Source organism: Pseudomonas mandelii (assembly GCF_900106065.1).
GTDB classification, from domain to species: Bacteria; Pseudomonadota; Gammaproteobacteria; order Pseudomonadales; family Pseudomonadaceae; genus Aquipseudomonas; species Aquipseudomonas mandelii.
The window spans coordinates 1,499,311-1,516,426 of record NZ_LT629796.1 but is presented as its reverse complement, the minus strand read 5'-3'; the positions used below and the strand labels follow the sequence as shown (position 1 = coordinate 1,516,426).

The following is a 17,116-nucleotide window of genomic DNA, read 5'->3' as shown; positions in this document are numbered from 1 at the left end:
AGCAAGGGCTGTGCCTGTTCGGAAAAGGCAGGGAAATATTGAAATAGAGCCCTCGGTGAACGTGATGACGCACCAGACTGGGGCTTGATGAAGGCGCGGGTGCACCGCCGTGCGCAGCATTGGTGCCGGGTGCGGCAAAGCAAAAAAACGGTAGCGATATATATGTACCACCTGCCGCGCTCGGGGATCTTGATCATCGTGGCTTCTCAGTTGAGTGAGCAGCGCATGAACGGCATCTCTATCAGTACACCTTCAGCACCCCGACGCGGGGCAACCTTTCCTGCCCTGGGGCCGACCTTCATCAGCGCGGATGACGCGGCCTACTGGGCTCACCGGCAGATCGGCGCGCGCCATGACAAGACTTACGGCGGTGTGATCTTGCAGCGTGGCGACGGAAAATTTCAGCCCACATTGCCGGTGGCGGGAAGGATGAGGCATTTCGATTTCGACTTTCTGTCATCTTCTGAAAACCCCCAAGAGCTGTTTGCCCCACCCGGCTACAGGGGCGCGGCGTATTACTTGTCCCACGCGGCCAGTCACGCTGACGTCCAGCGTATTCATCCGCGCTGGACGACTGAGGAGATCACGTTGAGCCTCGGATTTTTTTCCAGAGCACATCTCCTGAGTCACATGCAGGACCCGGGCGCCTATGGCCAGCGTCATTATTTGTCGGGGCCGGATGGCTCGTTGATCAAGTACGAGTCCACTCAGCCGGCAGAAGAGGAAGAACTCATTGAGCTGGGCGTCAAGGCTTTCGGGCCGTTCTCCGACGTTGAGCAACTGATTCAGAAAGTCGCCCAGACCGGCACCCTGAGCGTACTGGTAGCCAATGCACCGTGGGGAGGCGTGCGAGGAAACGTGCCGACGAACTGGACGCTCGGTACGGCTGCGGTGAGAAGTTCGACGTCGGTACAGCCGTTTTTTTGTGCGGTGTTCGACCAGGTGGACAAGGCCATCGAAGCGGCCGCCGCCACGGTAACCGCATCCACCGGCAGCGTTTATCTGGGGTTTGTCGTGACCTCTGCCGGCAGCGCGCAGTGCATGGCGACCTATCCGGTGCTTTCCAGCGAGCCGGCAGCCGAACTGTTCAAGTCCTTCCCGATGAATGCCGATCGCACGCTGGAGCGCCTGCTCGATTTCGACCTGAACGGCGTCTACTTCATGCCGCAGGGTGATGCGTCTCAGAGCGCCGGCGAGCCCTGGCTTTATGAGCGCTTTTTTTCACCGCAGGAGTTGGCTACGGGCATCAGGTTTTCGCTGGAAGATGTCCACCGGCAGGAGTACCCGGACTACCTCAAGGTGTACGCACGGACCCGGGACGGCGCCGTGTTGCAATACCGACCTTCGGCGCACCTGCGTGAAGTACCGTTGGAGGACAGCGCGGATCTCAACGTGCGACTGAAGACCGGTACGCTCAAGCCTGCGGAGTACATCGGACAGGTGGCAGCGGCTGGCGAGCTGACGGTGCTGAAGGACAGCGCGCTTTGGGATGTTGTCGGGATCGTGGGGCCTGACTGGCAACCCTATGCCCGGTCGAGGCGCTTGAGTCCCGCTTTCCTCAGGGCGGACGATGCCGCCCGTTTTGCTCATGAATATATTGGCAGCCGGCGTGAACAGGGCTTCGTCGGGATGGTTTTGCAGGATCGAAACCAACGTTTCGTCGCCACCGAGCCGGTGTTTGCCGCAAAACGGTTTGCACTGGACAGGCTCTGCCCCCTCGACGCTACCGGGGCACCGATCGTGTTGGTCGAGGGTCACTCTTTTCATGGGCTGTACGCCTCGCGTTGGCAAGCGGATGCCGGAGCCATTGTGCGTACTGACTTGCAAGAGCAACTGATCCACGCACAAATGTTCACCACCGAAGACATTCGCTCGGTGCTCGACAAGCGTGCGCATGTTGTTGATTTCTACCTGTCCGGTTCAGCCGACGCCCTGTTGGTTTACAGCCCCGATGTATCGAAAGTGGCGGCTCGCAACCGCCTGCAACAGCGGGCGGCCGTACTCGCCGATGGCAAAACGCTGATAGACCAGGAGCTGGCAGCCGGCACACTTGAGCCCAGTGCAGTGGTCGACGAACTGGCCGGCACCGGCAGATTACGCGTGGTGGTCGGCAGCGACGTGTGGGGGCCGCGGGGAACGGTGCTGGGTGATCAGTCAAATAACGAGGCCGCCCGCACAGACATTGCCGCTCCCGTGCTGGGGGCGATTTTTACCAGTGCCGAAGACGCCGTGTTGAACGCCCGCCATCGTGCCCGGCATGACTACCGCGCAGCCGCGGCGGGTTGGGGATTCATCCTCAAGCACAAGGCGCGCGAGGAGTACGTGGCGACCGAAACGGTTACGCCCAGGGGCCTGGGGGCGCTGAACCAGGCAAGCGACTTTGGCGCTCCGGTATTGATCGACGAGTTCAGGACCCTTGGGCTTTATTACGCGGCAAGCTGGATGCCTAAAGGGTTATCGACCACGGAGGCCTGGTTTGCCCGGCATTTTGCGTCCATCAGCGATTTGGCTGCAGCGATCTACGACGACAAGGGCACGCAACGTCTGACGCATTTTCAGGACCTGAACATTTTTATCGCAACACTGGATGGGGCATTGTTGCGTTACCAGTACTCGGCCTCCTCAACACAACTCGACAATCAGGGTGTGCAGCAACTGACGTCAGCATTGGGCAAGGACACACGACCCTATGCCAACGTCATTCAAATGCTCGCCAAGGCCGGAGAACTGAAGGTGCTGCGCACCAGTGAGCTGTGGGACGAGCCGGGGAGTGTCGGACCTGACTGGACACCTTTCGTGCAGATCCAGCGGCGAGCCCTCAGTCCGGTCTTTGTGTCGCAGGACGATGCCGCGGGCTATGCGCTGGCGCAGTTGGGCTCACGGCGTGAGCGGGTCTACGGCGGCCTGGTGCTGCGTCGCGCCGATGGTTTGTTTGTCGCAACGTTGCCGGTGGCCGTGGAGGTCGAGAACTTCCCTGCCAACTGGATTCGTCTGGATGAATTGATTGAACAGGGTTTGTTTCTGACCGAGAGTACGGTCGTCGCCCGGTACCATTCCAGAATTCCGGTCGAACCGATTTTCGCGCTGTCGGACCGCGAGCGGGACGTGTACCAGGCGATGTTTTCCACGGATTTTCTGGCGGACATTCTGACCGGTTCGGGGGGTTCCCCGTCTCTGTCGCCCGGCAAGGAATACCTGCTGGGGCTCGACGGCAGCCTGATCAGCTACACCCTCAGTGCAAGCGCCAGCGAAAAGCAACTCGCCCGGGCATTGGCGCCACCCAGCCAATTGCAGCGCCGGCATACCCCGATAGAACTGCAGATGCGCAACGGCACGCTAACACCGAGCGAGTATGTCAATCAGGTTGCAAGGGCCGGCCGGTTGCAAGTGATTCGGGGGAGCCGACTGTGGGGCGAGGCCAGGCAACTGTCGCACTGGAGTGCTTATCCGGGGATTATCTCGTCGGACGTGCATCGATTTGCCATTACCGAGCCGGCGCTCAGCCCGGTCTTCACGCAGGTAGACGATGCCATGCGCCATGTCCATCGCACGGTAGGCGCCCGTGCCAGCCTGATGTTCGGCTTTGTGCTCAAGGGACTGAACGGTGAACGGTACGTGACGACGCTGCCGATCGACGGGCGGCAAGGGCATCTCACGGTCGAGCGGGTATTTCCCCAAGGGTTGCTACCGTTGGGGTATCGAGTCGAGGGCATTTATTTGTGTCCGTCGACAAGCCCGGGACGATTGCCCCATGACGTGACGCAGAGCTTCATCTCGCCTCGAGACCTGTCCTACGGGCTGGGCGCTGTCGGTGTGCGCACGGCTGAAGGATCCACGTACCTCAACGTCTACATCTCCTGCGCCGACGGCGCCTTGTTGCGCTATGCCCCCAGGGCCAAGGCACCTGAGTGGACCCTGTTTCATGCCACGGTGGCCTACGAGAAAATCCTGCAATCAGGCCGGGAATCGCTGATTGACTACCTGCGCAAAGTCATCGCCAACGGTGAGTTGCAGGTCGTGGTGCGCAGCGCTTTCTGGTCGCCGCTCAGGGTTGATGCCCGGGGTGTCAAAACCGGCATCGAGCTGATCAAGTGGGAGCAGGACAACCGGTTTGCGCTCGGCCCCGTCTTCGCCCATGCCGATGATGCGGCTCGCTTGGCGCAGCGATTGATTGGCGAGTACGTCGGCCAACCGTATCTGGGTGGCGTGCTGATCCATCAGGCGTCTTCTTCGTTCGTGGCCGTCGAGCCGCATGAGGACGGCGTCAACAGTGGGGCTGCCAGTACGCTGTTTTACTCAGGGCCGGGTGGGCCCATTGCACCGGTCACGGTGCCGGGTGCGCAGCCTTTGCCGTTGCCGGTTTTTCCGCAGGACTACAAATGGGCGGCTGTTCATCAGTTCTACAAACGCTTCAACCTGTTCGTGAAGGCCCCCACCGCGTCTGATCGATTACTGATGGATAACCTGGCCTTGGCCGACCTGTGGTTCTGCAGAGACGTTGTGAAAAAGAGCGGTGTCTCCGGGGGCTGTTGCTATTTCACCGGTCGTGGCGGGGCCCTGTTCAAATTCACCCCCAGCTTCTCGCCACAGGAAACGGCCTTGTTCAACGAGGAGGCGAAGGACGGGGTCGCTGCGTACCTCGCCGCGCTCGCCAGTGTCGGATTGCTTGAGGTACTGGACACCGATGGTTACTGGCAACGTCGCGGGCGATTGAATGCGACCTGGCAGCCCCCTGTGCAACCGGCGACGAAGTCAGATCGTGACGAACTGTGAAGTGCAGCGTTCATTGATCTGAGCGCCGGATGAGCCGTGCCCCCCTCCGGTTGGCATGGCTCAGCGACGCTGCATGAGGCCGATGAAAAACAACCCGCCAATCGCCGCCGTGGCCACGCCAATCGGCAAGTCCTCGGGGGCGATCAGGGTGCGCGCGGCGACGTCGACCCACACCAGAAACACGCTGCCCAGCAATACACACGCCGGTAACAATCGCCGGTGCTCGGCCCCGACCAGTCGACGGGCAATGTGCGGCACCATCAGCCCGACAAACCCGATCGACCCGCTGATCGACACCAATACGCCGGTCATCAGCGATGCAATCAGAAACACCCGCAAGCGCACGGTACGCGCATTCAAACCAAGGGTGACGGCAGTCTGTTCGCCGGCCATCAGCGCATTCAACGGTCGGGCCATGCCTAGCAGCAAGACCAATCCCAGCAACACGCTGGCGGCCGGCACCGCAAGCAACTCCCAGCGCGCCAACCCGAGCCCGCCGAGCATCCAGAACATCACCGCCGAACTCGCCCGGTGGTCGCCGAGGAACAGCAGCAAATTGGCAATCGCCATCATCACGAACGACACCGCCACGCCGCACAGCAGTAGCCGGTCACTGTCCAGACGACCGTTGCGATTGGCGATCATCAGCACGGTCAACATGCTCAGCAGCGCGCCTATAAACGCCGCGATCGGCAAGGTCAGCAGGCCGACGATTTCACCGACGTGCAGCACCACAATCACCGCGCCAAGGGTCGCACCGGAAGTGACCCCTAGCAGGTGCGGGTCGGCCAATGGATTGCGCGTCACCGCTTGCAGCACCGCGCCGATCAGCGCCAGGCCAGCACCGACCAGCGCACCGAGCAGCATGCGCGGCACGCGGATCAGCCAGACAATGTGCTCCTGCCCTGCAGTCCAGCTCACTTCACCCACACCGAACACCTTGTGCAGCAAGATCCGCCCCACCACGTCCACCGGAACCCGCGCCGGACCGAAGCCCAGCGACACCACGCACGAGACCAGCAACAGCGCGCTGAGCATCACCAGCAGCAAGACATAGCGACGATCCATCATTCGCCGTGGAAACCTTTGGCCAGGGTTTCAACCGCCAGCACGTTGTCGATGCCCGGCGTGGCTTGCACATACGGAATCACGATGAAACGCTGGTTCTTGATCGCGTCCACCGATTGCAGCGCCTTGTTGCTGAGCAGGAATTGCTCCTTCTGTTCGGCGGTGACTTCGCCGTAGTCGACGATCACGATCACCTGAGGGTTGCGCTCGACCACGTCTTCCCAGTTGACGCGGGTCCAGCTCGCCTCGACGTCGTCCAGAATGTTGCGCCCGCCCGCGGCATCGATCAGTGCCTGCGGCATGCCTAGGCGGCCGGACGTCATGGCGCGGTCTTCGCCACTGTCGTAAAGGAACACCCGCGGTTTATCGGCGGGCAGCCCCTTGCGCACCTCGGCGACTTGCGCCTGCATTTGGGCGATCAAGGCATTGGCGCGGTCCTGCACGTCGAAGATCTTGCCGAGGTTGCGCAGGTCGTTGTAGGTGTCTTCCAGGCTGGCCGGTGGACGCTTCATGACAAAGGCGCAGGACTCGGTCAGCTCGTAGACATTGATGCCCAGCGGTTGCAACGTTTGAGGCGTGAGGTCGCCACCCACGCGCATGCCGTAATCCCAGCCGGCGAAGAAGAAGTCGACGTTGGCATTGAGCAGGGGTTCCACCGACGGGTATTTGGCTGCCAGCTCGGGCAAGCCGTCGAGGATGGTCTGCATCTCGGGCGTGACTGACTTCCAGCCGGACACGCCGCTGTAGCCGGCCATGCGCGGTTTGAGGCCAAGGGCGAGCATCATCTGGGTCATGTTGATGTCGTGGCTGACCGCGTGTTTCGGCGCCTGCGTGAAGGTCACTTCGCGGTTGCAGCTCTGGATCGTCAACGGGTAGTTCGTGGCCTCGGCCAACGCGTGGGCACTGCCCAGCAACAGCGTGAAGCAAAGCAGGGAACGCAAAGTCATGGTTGGGTTATCCAGGTAATTCGTGGGTAGCCGTGCAAGGGGTGTTCATCGATCAGCGCTTCGACGCCGAACACGTCGCGCAGCAGCGGGGCGCTCAGGACTTCTTTCGGCGTGCCGCTGGCGACGATGCGACCGTGATGGATCACGTACAAACGATCGCAGAAAGCGGCCGCCAGATTGAGGTCGTGGATGCTGGCCAGGGTGCCGATTTTCAGGCGTTTGACCAGTTGCAACAGTTCCAGTTGATAGCGTGGGTCGAGGTGGTTGGTCGGCTCGTCGAGGATCAGCAATTGCGGTTGCTGAGCCAGGGCGCGGGCGAGGATCACACGTTGTTTTTCACCGCCGGAGAGGGTGGCGAAGGCGTGGTCTTCGAAGCCTCTGAGGCCGACGGACTCCAATGCTTGAGTTGCCAGATTCCGGTCTTCAATCGTGTCGCCACCAAACAGGCCTTTGTGCGGTGTGCGGCCCATGGCGACCACTTCGTCGACGGTCAGACCGAAGGCATCGGGGAACTCCTGCAACACCACGGCGATGCGTTGGGCGCACCAGCGCGAGGATTGCTTCCAGACGTTATGGTGGTCGAGCCGGACCTCGCCGCTCTCGGGCTTGCTGAAGCGATAAGCGCAGCGCAGCAGGCTGGTCTTGCCGCTGCCGTTGGGGCCGATCAACCCGACGAACTCACCGGCGGCCACCTGCAGGGACGCCTCACGCAGCTGGAACTGGTGATGGCAGTGGCCGTGGCCCAGGGGTGTCCAAGCGAGGTTTGAGAGGTTAAGCGAGGTCATGCAGTTGCTCTGAGAGAGTGGGTGATGCTGATGACGCCATTACGGGCAAGCGCGCTCCCACAGGGATCGCGCAAATCCTGGGGGCGCGGGCCTGCTGATCAAAACACTGTATTTGAGTTATACAGTAACACTAGAGATGATGCCGAGCTAAGCGCGGCAAGTCTACAGATTCGTCTAAATCGCGCATCTCGCCTGCTTCATGAAGAAGGTGAGGCCGATTCAGTTTGCCGGGTGAATCGCGAAAACAGCACGCGATCCAGCACCCACACCATCACCAGCGAAGCCCCCACCAACGGAAACGCCACGGCCAGAGCGAACATGATGACCATCGCAGTTTTCCATCTCGGCAGGTCGTGGCGCAGCGGTGGAACACCGAACTTGCCTTGTGGACGACGTTTCCACCAGATCACCACGCCGCTCACCGCGCTGAGCAAAATCATCAGGCAGATCAGCAGCACGACGATCTGGTTGAACACGCCAAACATCTTGCCTTCATGCAACATCACGCCGATTTCCGTTGCGCGGGCGACGGTCCCGTATTGCTCGTAGCGCACGTCGGCGAGGACATCGCCGGTGTACTGGTCGACATGCAAAGTGGCGTCATTGCGCGGGTCGTCCGCGAACACGGCGATGGTGAACACGCCGGTGTCGGTGGTCGGGAAGGTGATGCTGTAACCAGGCTCGACCTTGCGTTGCACGGCGATGTTCTGCACGTCTTGCAGGCTGATGGTCGGTGCGGCGGGGCCGGCTTTGGCGCCATCGTGGGCCATGTGTTCGGCGTGGTCGCCGGACATCGGCATCGGCGTGTTTTCCATCGCCCATGGCACGGTCTGGCGAGTGGCAGTGTTGAGGCTGCGGGCCTCGACATCGGATTTGGGCACGTTGTCCCACATTGCCGCCGGAAACACGTTCCACACCTGCGCATATTTCTGGCCCCAGAACCCGGTCCAGGTCATGCCGCTGAGCAGCATCACCAGCAGCAACGATGCGCCCCAGAACCCGGTCACAGCATGCAAATCACGCCACAGCACCCGACCGCGACTGGTCAGGCGCGGCCACAAAATACCGGCCGCCTGGCCACGCGGCCACCACAGGAACACGCCGGAAACCACCAACACCACGCCCCAGCCAGCAGCCAGTTCGACCAATCGATCACCGACGGTGCCGATCATCAATTCACCATGAATCGCTCGCGCCACCGCTTGCAGATTCTTCTTGGCGTCTTGCTCGCCGAGGATGTCGCCCTGATAGGGATCGACGAATACGTTGAGTTCGCTACCGCCATTGATCACGACAAACTGAGCGCTGCGCTCGGCGTTGACCGGCGGCAGGTACTGTTTGATCGTGGCGTGTGGGTACGCTTGTTTCACCCGTTTGAGCAGGTCATCGGCCGGGACGCTGTGATGCCCGGCCGGTACGTTCATCAGGCTGCCGTACATCATCGGATCGAGTTGCGGCTTGAACAGGTAGATGACGCCGGTCAAGGCCAGCATCACCATGAATGGCGCGACGAACAGACCGGCATAGAAATGCCAGCGCCAGGCCAGGTTGTAGAAATTTACTTTGGGCTGTTTCATCACGTGTGCTCCGCTTTGGCATGGTTCTTTTAGTTGTTTGTTTTGCGGTTGCTGCGCAACCGATCGCGAGCAGGCTCGCTCCCACAGGTTCTCCACTGTCCATGTGGGAGCGGGCTTGCCCGCGATACTCTTAGAAGCTCATGTCCACCTTGGTCCAGAGCGTTCGCCCCGGTTCTTTGATGGCCTGCGGGTCATTAGCCGGATAGCCAAAACCGGCGTTGCCGGCCAGGTTCAAATGCTCGGCGTAAGCCTTGCCGAACAGGTTGTCGACGCCACTGCTGACCTTCCAGTTTTTGTTGATACGGTAGGCGCCATTGAGCGAGAACACGCCAAAGCCGGAGGTCTTGTCGAAGTCCTTGCCGACCACGTTGCCCTTGTTCTGGTCGATGCGGTTTTGCGCCGCGACCACTCGCCACAGGGCACCGGCACTCCAGTTGTCTTCGCTGTAGGTCAGGCCGAAACGCGCGTCCAGCGGCGGCATTTGCGGCAATGCGTTGCCATCGCTGCTGTTCTTGCCCCAGGCGTAGGCCAGGGTCGCGTCGGCCTTCCAGTTGCTGGTCAGCTGGTAGGCCGCGCCGAGTTCGCCGCCCATGATTCGCGCGTCGATGTTCTGCGCCTGGGAGGTGGTGCCCATCATGGTCGGGGTGTAGTTGAACAAGATGTAATCGCGCACCTGGCCGACATAACCCGAGGCCCAGGCTTCGAGGTCCTCGGTCTTGTATTGCAGGCCGAAATCGAGCTGGGTGGTTTTTTCAGGCTTGATCGAATCGAAGGCATTCACCGATCCGGCGGGGCCGGACTTGGGCGAAAACAGTTCCCAGTAATCGGGGAAACGCTGGGTGTGACCGAGGCCGGCGTAGAGCGTGGTCGGGCTGTCGGCGAGGTCATGCTCGTAGCGCAGGAAGCCGCTTGGCAATGTGTCGGCGCGGGTTTCGTCGGCGGTCGGGTTGGGGCGAGTCATCATCCCGGAACCGGTGGTCTGCCGGTAATCCTTGGCCGATGCACGGTCCAGGCGTGCACCAGTAATCAACCGGTCACGGTCGGCGGCGTACCAGGTCAGTTCGCTGAACACGCCATAGTTATGGAAGTCGGCGTCCTTGGTATACGGCAGGTCCTTGTAGGTATCGACGCCCATGCTGCCGCGTTGGCGATGCTCGTTGGTCTGCGCATCGATGCCGCTGATCAACTGCACATCGGCCCAGCGCCAAGTCGCCTTGATCCTCGCGCCGAGGGTGCGGCGGTCGACGTTGGAAGCCATTGGGCCGGCCATCATCCCGGTGCCCGATGGCGTGCGCAGCGTGTAGTTGTCCATCACGTGGTCGGCGTAGTTGTAGTAGATCTGCGCTTCGACCTTGTCCAGCACCTCGCCGATGTTCGATTTTTCGAACCGCAGGCCCAGGCTTTCACGCTTGAACTGCGAGCCGTCCATGCCGCGCCCGGCGTAACGGGCCTCGCCATCGCCTTTGCCGGCGGTCAGCTCCAGCAGCGTGTCGGCGTCCGGCGTCCAGCCGAGCGCCACATCGCCGTTCCACTTGTCGTAGCGCGACGGCACGGTGTCGTTGTTGCCGTCCTTGTAGTCGTCGGCGTGCGCGGTGTTGCCGATCACGCGCACGTAGCCCAGCGGCCCGCCGGCAGCGGCGTCCACCACTTTGTCAAAACGGCCGTTGGAGCCGGCCAACACGCTGGCGTTCACGCGGGTACCGAGTTCGCCGAAGCTTTCCGGTTCACGCTCGAACAAGATCGTGCCCGCCGATGCGCCCGGTCCCCACAGTACGGTTTGCGGACCTTTGATGACGGTGAGTTTGTCGTAGGTTTCCGGCGAGATGTAGGAGGTGGGCGCGTCCATCCGGCCGGGGCAGGCGCCGAGCAATTGGCCGCCGTTGGTGAGGATGTTCAGTCGCGAACCGAACATGCCGCGCAGCACCGGATCACCGTTGGTGCCGCCGTTGCGTACCAGGGCGAAGCCGGGGATGGTTTTCAGGTAGTCGCCACCGTCGCTGGCCGGAACGGGTTGGCGCGGGTCCTTGGGGTTGGTGACGATGGTCAGCGGCGAACTCGGGGCAATGGCGGTGATCACCGTCGGGCTCAGTTCTTCACCGTGGCCCGCGTGTTCGTTGGCCAGCACCGTGGATGTCAGCAATGCGCTGCAAAGGACGGCGGTGGCGTGCCTGAAACGAATACTCGATTCGTTCGGGGCAAAAGAAGCTTGGGCAGGGCTCAAGCGTGTGTCAGCAGCAAACCTGGACATGACAATTTCCATCGAGCAGTCGTAAACGACACGGCGGACAGCCTGTGGCTGTCTGCAAAACCGTGTGAAATCAGAGGTGCGTGTTTACGCGACGATGGGTGGGGCGCGGGTTCGGGCGCCGGGGAAGACGGTGTACTGGGCATGGCCCAGGCGAGGGGAGGGAGTGGTGAAGGTGGTGGCTGTTGGTGTGTCGAACGCGACGAAGGTCTGGCCGCCGGTCAGCGCCGGGCAATTGAACAGCAGGCTGCAATAGCCGCATTTTTCCCAGAGCGCGTGGTGCGAGGTTTTGGGCGGGCAGTGCTCGGCGGCGGGTTGCGCGCCGTGGTTGGCGTGCTCCATGGCCGACATGTCCATGCTCATGTCCATCGACATGCTCATCGACATCGACGAGGCGCGTTGATCCATCGGCATCGACTGAGAAATCAGCGGGCCGATAAAGATCATCAGCATGGCGAACAGGCTGATCCAGCTGCCGTGCGTCAGGCTTGACGACTGACGACGGTGTGCGGATGACCTGGCGCTAAGCGGGCGCATGGGTATGTTCAGCTCAGTGATTTACTGGGCGTGGGTGTGCATCTGCATGACTTCTGGTGGCTTCTTCTGCACCGCGACTTCGACCGTCACGTCACCGGATTTTTCGAAGTGCAGGGTCAGCGGGAAACGCTTGCCGTCGCTCAGCAGGTTGCGGTCTTTCAGATTCACCAGCATCACGTGATAGGCCATTGGCGCAAACGTGACGTTGCCACCGGCAGGAATCTCGACGCTCGGCACTTGCTGCATTTTCATCAGGTCGTTTTGCATGATGTGCTCATGCAATTGCGCTTCACCGGCAATCGGCGAGTCGACGCTGAGCAGGCGGTCGGCGGCTTTTCCGGTGTTCTGAATAACAAAATAGGCCGCTACGGTTGGCGCGTTGGGCGGCAACTCCTGGGACCACGGATGAGCGATCTGCAGTTCGCCGACCTTGTATTCGTGGGCATTGGCAAAGCAGGCAGGCAGCAGCAACGCAGCCAGAACGATGAGTTTGTTCAACATGGCAGTTCTCCAGAGCGATTCAAGACGCAGTTCAATTGCGAGAAGGAATCACACCAGAGGGGACGCGCGGGGGTTGAGGCTCGGCCATTGCTGGCGCGGGGTGGGGGTGTCGAGAGCGGTGGCAGGCACGCTTCGATTGGCTTCGAAACGAGCGAAATACAGTTGTGGCGCATGCCCCGGCAACGCCACCAACGGCGCGGAGCCGGAACAGCACCAGCAATGCTGCATGTTGGAATGGTCGTCGTTCTGCGGGGCTTTTTGATCAAGGTCGCCCAGGGAAATCGCCACCATCTTCGTGCCGCTGGACGTACAGAAACTGCCCCACAACAATTGCTCGGCGGGTGATTTCGCCGACTGCGCCATGGCTCCGGTCATCGGCATGGCGAGCATGTTGAACAGCACTGCGAAGCAGGCGATCCAGGCAATTGCTAGCCGTTGTCGGGACATGGGACAAAATCCGTTGGGTGGGCGATCAGTCGCGGCTATTTAGCCTGATCAGGGCCGATAAGTAAAAAAGCGGCGTGCGGTGTGGTGTCGCAGTGCACTTTCAAAAGAGAGTAGTGGCTCTGATTCGAAATGCCGGATGAATTGCGTTCGGCATACAACCCTATGGCGAGGGAGCAAGCTCCCTCGCCACAATTACTTAGGCGTCCGGCAGATTGCATTCCGCCAGTGCAGCAAACAACTCACTCACCGATCCAAACTCCCGATCCACCCCCGGCAACACCGGCCGCTGCAACACAATCACCGGCACCCCACGCTCCCGCGCCACTTCCAGTTTCGGTTCGGTCGCGGTGCTGCCGCTGTTCTTGCTGATCAGCACATCAATCTGCCGACGTTCAAACAGCTCCCGTTCATCCTCGATCAGAAACGGCCCGCGCGCGCCGATGACTTCGCAGCGTTCGTTGCCCGGGTAAGCGTCCAGGGCGCGCAAGGTCCAGAATTGCTCCAGCGGAATTTCGTGCAGGTGCTGCAACGGTTCGCGGCCGAGGGTGAACAGCGGTCGGCGGAAGGGTTTCAGGGCTTCGATCAGTTCGGCCCAATCGCTGACGTCGCGCCAGTCGTCCCCGGCCTGTGGCTGCCAGGCAGGGCGGCGTAACGCCCAGCATGCAATGCCGCTCAGCTGCGCGGCGGCCTTGGCGTTGTGGCTGATTTGTGCAGCGTAGGGGTGGGTCGCGTCCAGCAGCAGATCGATCCCTTCATCGCGAATGAACTGCGCCAGGCCTTCGGCACCGCCGTAGCCGCCAACGCGCACCTGGCAGGTCAGGTCCGTCGGCACGCGACCGACACCGGCCAGGCTATAGATGTGTTCCGGCCCCAGCGTGCGGGCGATGGCCAAGGCTTCGGTCACGCCGCCCAGCAGCAAAATACGCTTCATTGAAAAGCACCTGCATGGCCGACAATTCCGCCCTGGCGATCGATGGCAAAGACTTCAACCTGAACCTGCGCCGGCACCACGCTGCGGGCGAAGTCCAACGCGTGCTGACACACCGCATCTCCAAGGGCGATGCCCGCCGCGCTGGCCATCGCCAAGGCTTGCTGGCTGGTATTGGCGTCGCGAATGCCTTGCTGCAGCGCCTTGTCGGCGCCCATTGTGGCGGCCCATTCGGCCAGTTGCGGCAGGTCGATGCTGGAATGCCGGCTGTGCAAATCCATGTGCCCGGCCGCCAGTTTGCTGATCTTGCCGAAGCCGCCGCACAGGCTGAGTTTATCCACCGGCACTTTGCGCAAGTGTTTGAGCACGGCGCCGACGAAGTCGCCCATTTCGATCAGGGCGATTTCCGGCAGGTCGTAGACGCGGCGCATGGTGTCCTCGCTGGCGTTGCCGGTACAGGCGGCGATGTGCAGGTAACCGTTGGTTTTGGCCACATCGATGCCCTGGTGGATCGAGGCGATGTAAGCCGCACAGGAAAACGGCCGGACGATGCCGCTGGTGCCGAGGATCGACAACCCGCCCAGAATGCCCAGTCGTGGGTTCATGGTTTTCAAGGCCAGCGCCTCGCCGTCCTCGACGCTGACCGTGACCTCGAAACCGCCGCCATAGCCGAGTTCTTCGGCCAACAACGTCAGGTGCTCGGTGATCATTTTGCGCGGCACCGGGTTGATTGCCGGCTCGCCGACGCCCAGCACCAGCCCCGGCCGGGTGACCGTGCCGACGCCACGCCCGGCGCTGAAACGGATACCCGGCTCGTCGCGCAGTCGCACCTGGGAATACAGCAACGCGCCATGGGTCACGTCGGGGTCATCCCCGGCATCCTTGATCGTCCCGGCTTCGGCGCCGTCGTCGATCAGGCGGCAGAATTCCAGGCGCATCCGCACCTGCTTGCCCTTGGGCAGCACGATCTCCACGGCGTCAGCGCTCATCCCTCCCAATAACAAACGGGCCGCTGCCAGACTGGTCGCGGTGGCGCAACTGCCCGTGGTCAGGCCGCTGCGCAGCGGGGCGGGTTGTTCGGCGGTTTCGTCACGCATCGAGGGGCTTCGTCACGTCCAGCAAGGTAATCGGCAGCGCCTGACGCCAGGTGTCGAACTCCCCCAGCGGCTGGGCCTGGGCAACGTGAATGCGGGTCAGCTCGCCGCCGTGGCGTTCGCGCCAGGTCATCAGGGTGACTTCGCTTTGCAACGTGACGGCGTTGGCGATCAATCGGCCACCGGGTTTGAGTTGCGCCCAGCAGGTGTCGAGCACACCTTCACGGGTGACCCCGCCACCGATAAAAATCGCATCCGGGAGTTCGAGCCCGGCCAGGGCCTGCGGCGCACTGCCGCGAATCAATTGCAGACCGGGCACGCCGAGGGCATCGCGATTGTGTTCGATCAACAGCTGCCGACCTTCATCGGATTCGATGGCCAGCGTGCGGCAACTGGGGTGGGCGCGCATCCATTCGATGCCGATCGAGCCGCTGCCGGCGCCGACATCCCACAGCAGTTCGCCGGGTACCGGGGCCAGGCGCGCAAGGGTGATCGCGCGGACGTCGCGTTTGGTCAGTTGACCGTCGTGCTGGAAGGCCGAGTCTGGTAGGCCGGCCAGTCGTGAGAGCCGCGGGGTGTCCGGCGCGGCGATGCATTCGATGGCGATCAGGTTCAGATCGGCGACCGCTGGATCGTTCCAGTCATTGGCCACCCCATCGATGCGCCGTTCGTTTGCGCCGCCCAAATGTTCCAGCACGCTGAGACGGCTCGGACCGAAACCGCGTTCACGCAACAATGCCGCAACGGCGGCCGGGCTTTGGCCATCGTTGCTCAGCACCAGCAAACGCACGCCGCTGAACAACTGCGCGTTCAGTGCGGCGAGGGGCCGGGCTACCAACGAAAGCGTCACCACCTCCTGCAAGGGCCAGCCCATTCGCGCCGCCGCGAGTGAACAGGAGGAGGGCGCGGGCTGGATCAGCATTTCAGCGTCAGGCACTTGCCGGGCCAGGCTGGCGCCGACGCCGAAGAACATCGGATCACCGCTGGCCAGCACGCAGACCGGTTCGCCACGCAGCGCCAGAACGGGGTCAAGGGAAAACGGACTGGGCCACAACTGCCGCTCGCCACGAATGCACGCTGGCAACAAATTCAGTTGCCGCTGGCCGCCGAAGATTCGCGAGGCGCCCAACAGGGCGCGCCGGGCATTCTTGCCCAGGCCCTTGAAGCCGTCTTCACCGATTCCCACAACCGTTAGCCAGGGTGCCATGCCGTTCCTTAATCCAGGGTTCATGTTCAAGGGCGGCATGATAACGCGGCTTCTGTTATCTGGCGCTGCTCCATTGTCGGAGCAGACGGCGTTTTTTTGAAAACTTATGTGGTTGAAAACTTGTTGGGTGTTGGGTTGGTTTTGTTATTTTTGTTTTTGGGTCAAGTTTAAAATTTGCTGTAAGGCATGCTTGATTTGTTTTCGAGTAACTACTTTTTAAGTTGGATGGATAGTCGCCTTTATGGCGTTAATGGATATGGATATGACTGTGATAACGGATGATGTGAAACATAATGCAGCCCTGGTGGGGGATATCTTGCTGACCGGTGTTCAAGGACAGTCGCGCGAGGATTATCGTTTCGCATTGAATTGTACTTATCTGGCACAGCGGCAAGCGGACAATACATACAACAGCGCAATCCGGCCCGGGCGCTGGATCGATTATTACGCTGATGTACTGTGGTCGCATGGCTGGAATCGTGATCATCCGCCGATTGAGCATGTTCAAACACAGTTTTATGGAAGTGTGCGGCAGGTCTGGTCGAAGCTGGCTTCTCCTATTCTCAGCCGTGACCAGGTGGAAGGGGTGAATCTGGGACTTGCTGCACTGGAAAAAGACGTTGAACTGTTAAAGAAGGTCAAGGGGGTGAGTGGGAAGGCCTTCGACTTTAAGATAATGCCGATTAGCTACAACGCAAATGGGGATATGGAGTTAGTAGTCAGTAATATCAGGTTCATCAAGTCAAGCATGAATACCGAATACCTTTTTTGGGATATATCGCAAGTCATGAATCAGCTGGATGTCCTGGCTCGAAAGGTAGTGATCTCACGGCGGGTGATGGACGCTCGTCGATCCAGCGTGGAAGAGGCGCTGGCAGGCATTAAATTCAACTTCGAGGACTATGAGCTGTAAACCGCCCAAGGGACGGGGGAGTTCGTTACGCTTTCGGATGGCCTGAAACACGAATTCCGACCGGCAGGCATTTTCATGCGCTCGGGCAAAGCAG

General features: G+C 61.2%; 13 protein-coding genes. 2 read left to right on the top strand and 11 right to left on the bottom strand.

From position 1 onward, the window contains the following. Positions 1–225: 225 nt before the first annotated feature. On the top strand, positions 226–4,773 hold the full coding sequence (locus tag BLU63_RS06900) for a DUF4329 domain-containing protein (RefSeq protein WP_167362271.1): 4,548 nt from the start codon (positions 226–228) through the stop codon (positions 4,771–4,773). A gap of 60 nt (positions 4,774–4,833) precedes the next feature. Here the strand turns inward: BLU63_RS06900 and BLU63_RS06895 are convergent, their stop codons facing one another. The 11 genes from BLU63_RS06895 to cbiE form a co-directional block, all read right to left on the bottom strand. Next, positions 4,834–5,844: a FecCD family ABC transporter permease gene (locus tag BLU63_RS06895; protein WP_083375157.1), complete on the bottom strand. Its 1,011-nt coding sequence runs from the start codon at positions 5,842–5,844 to the stop codon at positions 4,834–4,836. Next, positions 5,841–6,788, bottom strand: a complete 948-nt coding sequence (locus tag BLU63_RS06890) for an ABC transporter substrate-binding protein (protein ID WP_083375156.1) — start codon at positions 6,786–6,788, stop codon at positions 5,841–5,843. Before BLU63_RS06890 ends, BLU63_RS06895 begins: the two co-directional genes overlap by 4 nt. Next, a complete protein-coding gene (locus tag BLU63_RS06885; protein WP_083375155.1) occupies positions 6,785–7,573 on the bottom strand; it encodes an ABC transporter ATP-binding protein in 789 nt (262 codons plus the stop codon). Before BLU63_RS06885 ends, BLU63_RS06890 begins: the two co-directional genes overlap by 4 nt. Before the next feature lie 197 nt (positions 7,574–7,770). Next, positions 7,771–9,150, bottom strand: a complete 1,380-nt coding sequence (locus BLU63_RS06880) for a PepSY-associated TM helix domain-containing protein (RefSeq protein ID WP_083375154.1) — start codon at positions 9,148–9,150, stop codon at positions 7,771–7,773. A 130-nt stretch (positions 9,151–9,280) separates the two neighbouring features. Beyond that, entirely contained in the window at positions 9,281–11,398 is a 2,118-nt protein-coding gene (locus tag BLU63_RS06875; RefSeq protein ID WP_083375153.1) for a TonB-dependent copper receptor, read from the bottom strand. 84 nt (positions 11,399–11,482) lie between these two features. Then, on the bottom strand, positions 11,483–11,932 hold the full coding sequence (locus tag BLU63_RS06870) for a DUF2946 domain-containing protein (protein WP_083375152.1): 450 nt from the start codon (positions 11,930–11,932) through the stop codon (positions 11,483–11,485). A gap of 21 nt (positions 11,933–11,953) precedes the next feature. Continuing rightward, positions 11,954–12,433: a copper chaperone PCu(A)C gene (locus BLU63_RS06865; RefSeq protein ID WP_077748960.1), complete on the bottom strand. Its 480-nt coding sequence runs from the start codon at positions 12,431–12,433 to the stop codon at positions 11,954–11,956. 48 nt (positions 12,434–12,481) lie between these two features. Then, positions 12,482–12,880 carry a DUF2946 domain-containing protein gene (locus tag BLU63_RS06860; RefSeq protein ID WP_083375151.1) on the bottom strand — a complete coding sequence of 133 codons (399 nt, stop codon included), beginning with the start codon at positions 12,878–12,880 and terminating at the stop codon, positions 12,482–12,484. A gap of 196 nt (positions 12,881–13,076) precedes the next feature. Then, the gene (locus tag BLU63_RS06855) at positions 13,077–13,811 is read right to left on the bottom strand and encodes a cobalt-precorrin-6A reductase (protein WP_083375150.1); all 735 of its coding nucleotides are present in this window, start codon (positions 13,809–13,811) and stop codon (positions 13,077–13,079) included. Next, the gene (locus BLU63_RS06850; RefSeq protein WP_083375149.1) at positions 13,808–14,905 is read right to left on the bottom strand and encodes a cobalt-precorrin-5B (C(1))-methyltransferase; all 1,098 of its coding nucleotides are present in this window, start codon (positions 14,903–14,905) and stop codon (positions 13,808–13,810) included. The genes BLU63_RS06855 and BLU63_RS06850 overlap by 4 nt, the downstream gene beginning before the upstream one ends. Next, positions 14,898–16,109, bottom strand: a complete 1,212-nt coding sequence (gene cbiE, locus BLU63_RS06845; protein ID WP_083375148.1) for a precorrin-6y C5,15-methyltransferase (decarboxylating) subunit CbiE — start codon at positions 16,107–16,109, stop codon at positions 14,898–14,900. Before cbiE ends, BLU63_RS06850 begins: the two co-directional genes overlap by 8 nt. Positions 16,110–16,350: 241 nt before the next feature. On the opposite strand from cbiE, the gene BLU63_RS06840 reads away from it, so the two are divergent. Then, the gene (locus BLU63_RS06840; protein ID WP_083375147.1) at positions 16,351–17,022 is read left to right on the top strand and encodes a hypothetical protein; all 672 of its coding nucleotides are present in this window, start codon (positions 16,351–16,353) and stop codon (positions 17,020–17,022) included. The last annotated feature ends 94 nt before the right edge of the window (positions 17,023–17,116 follow it).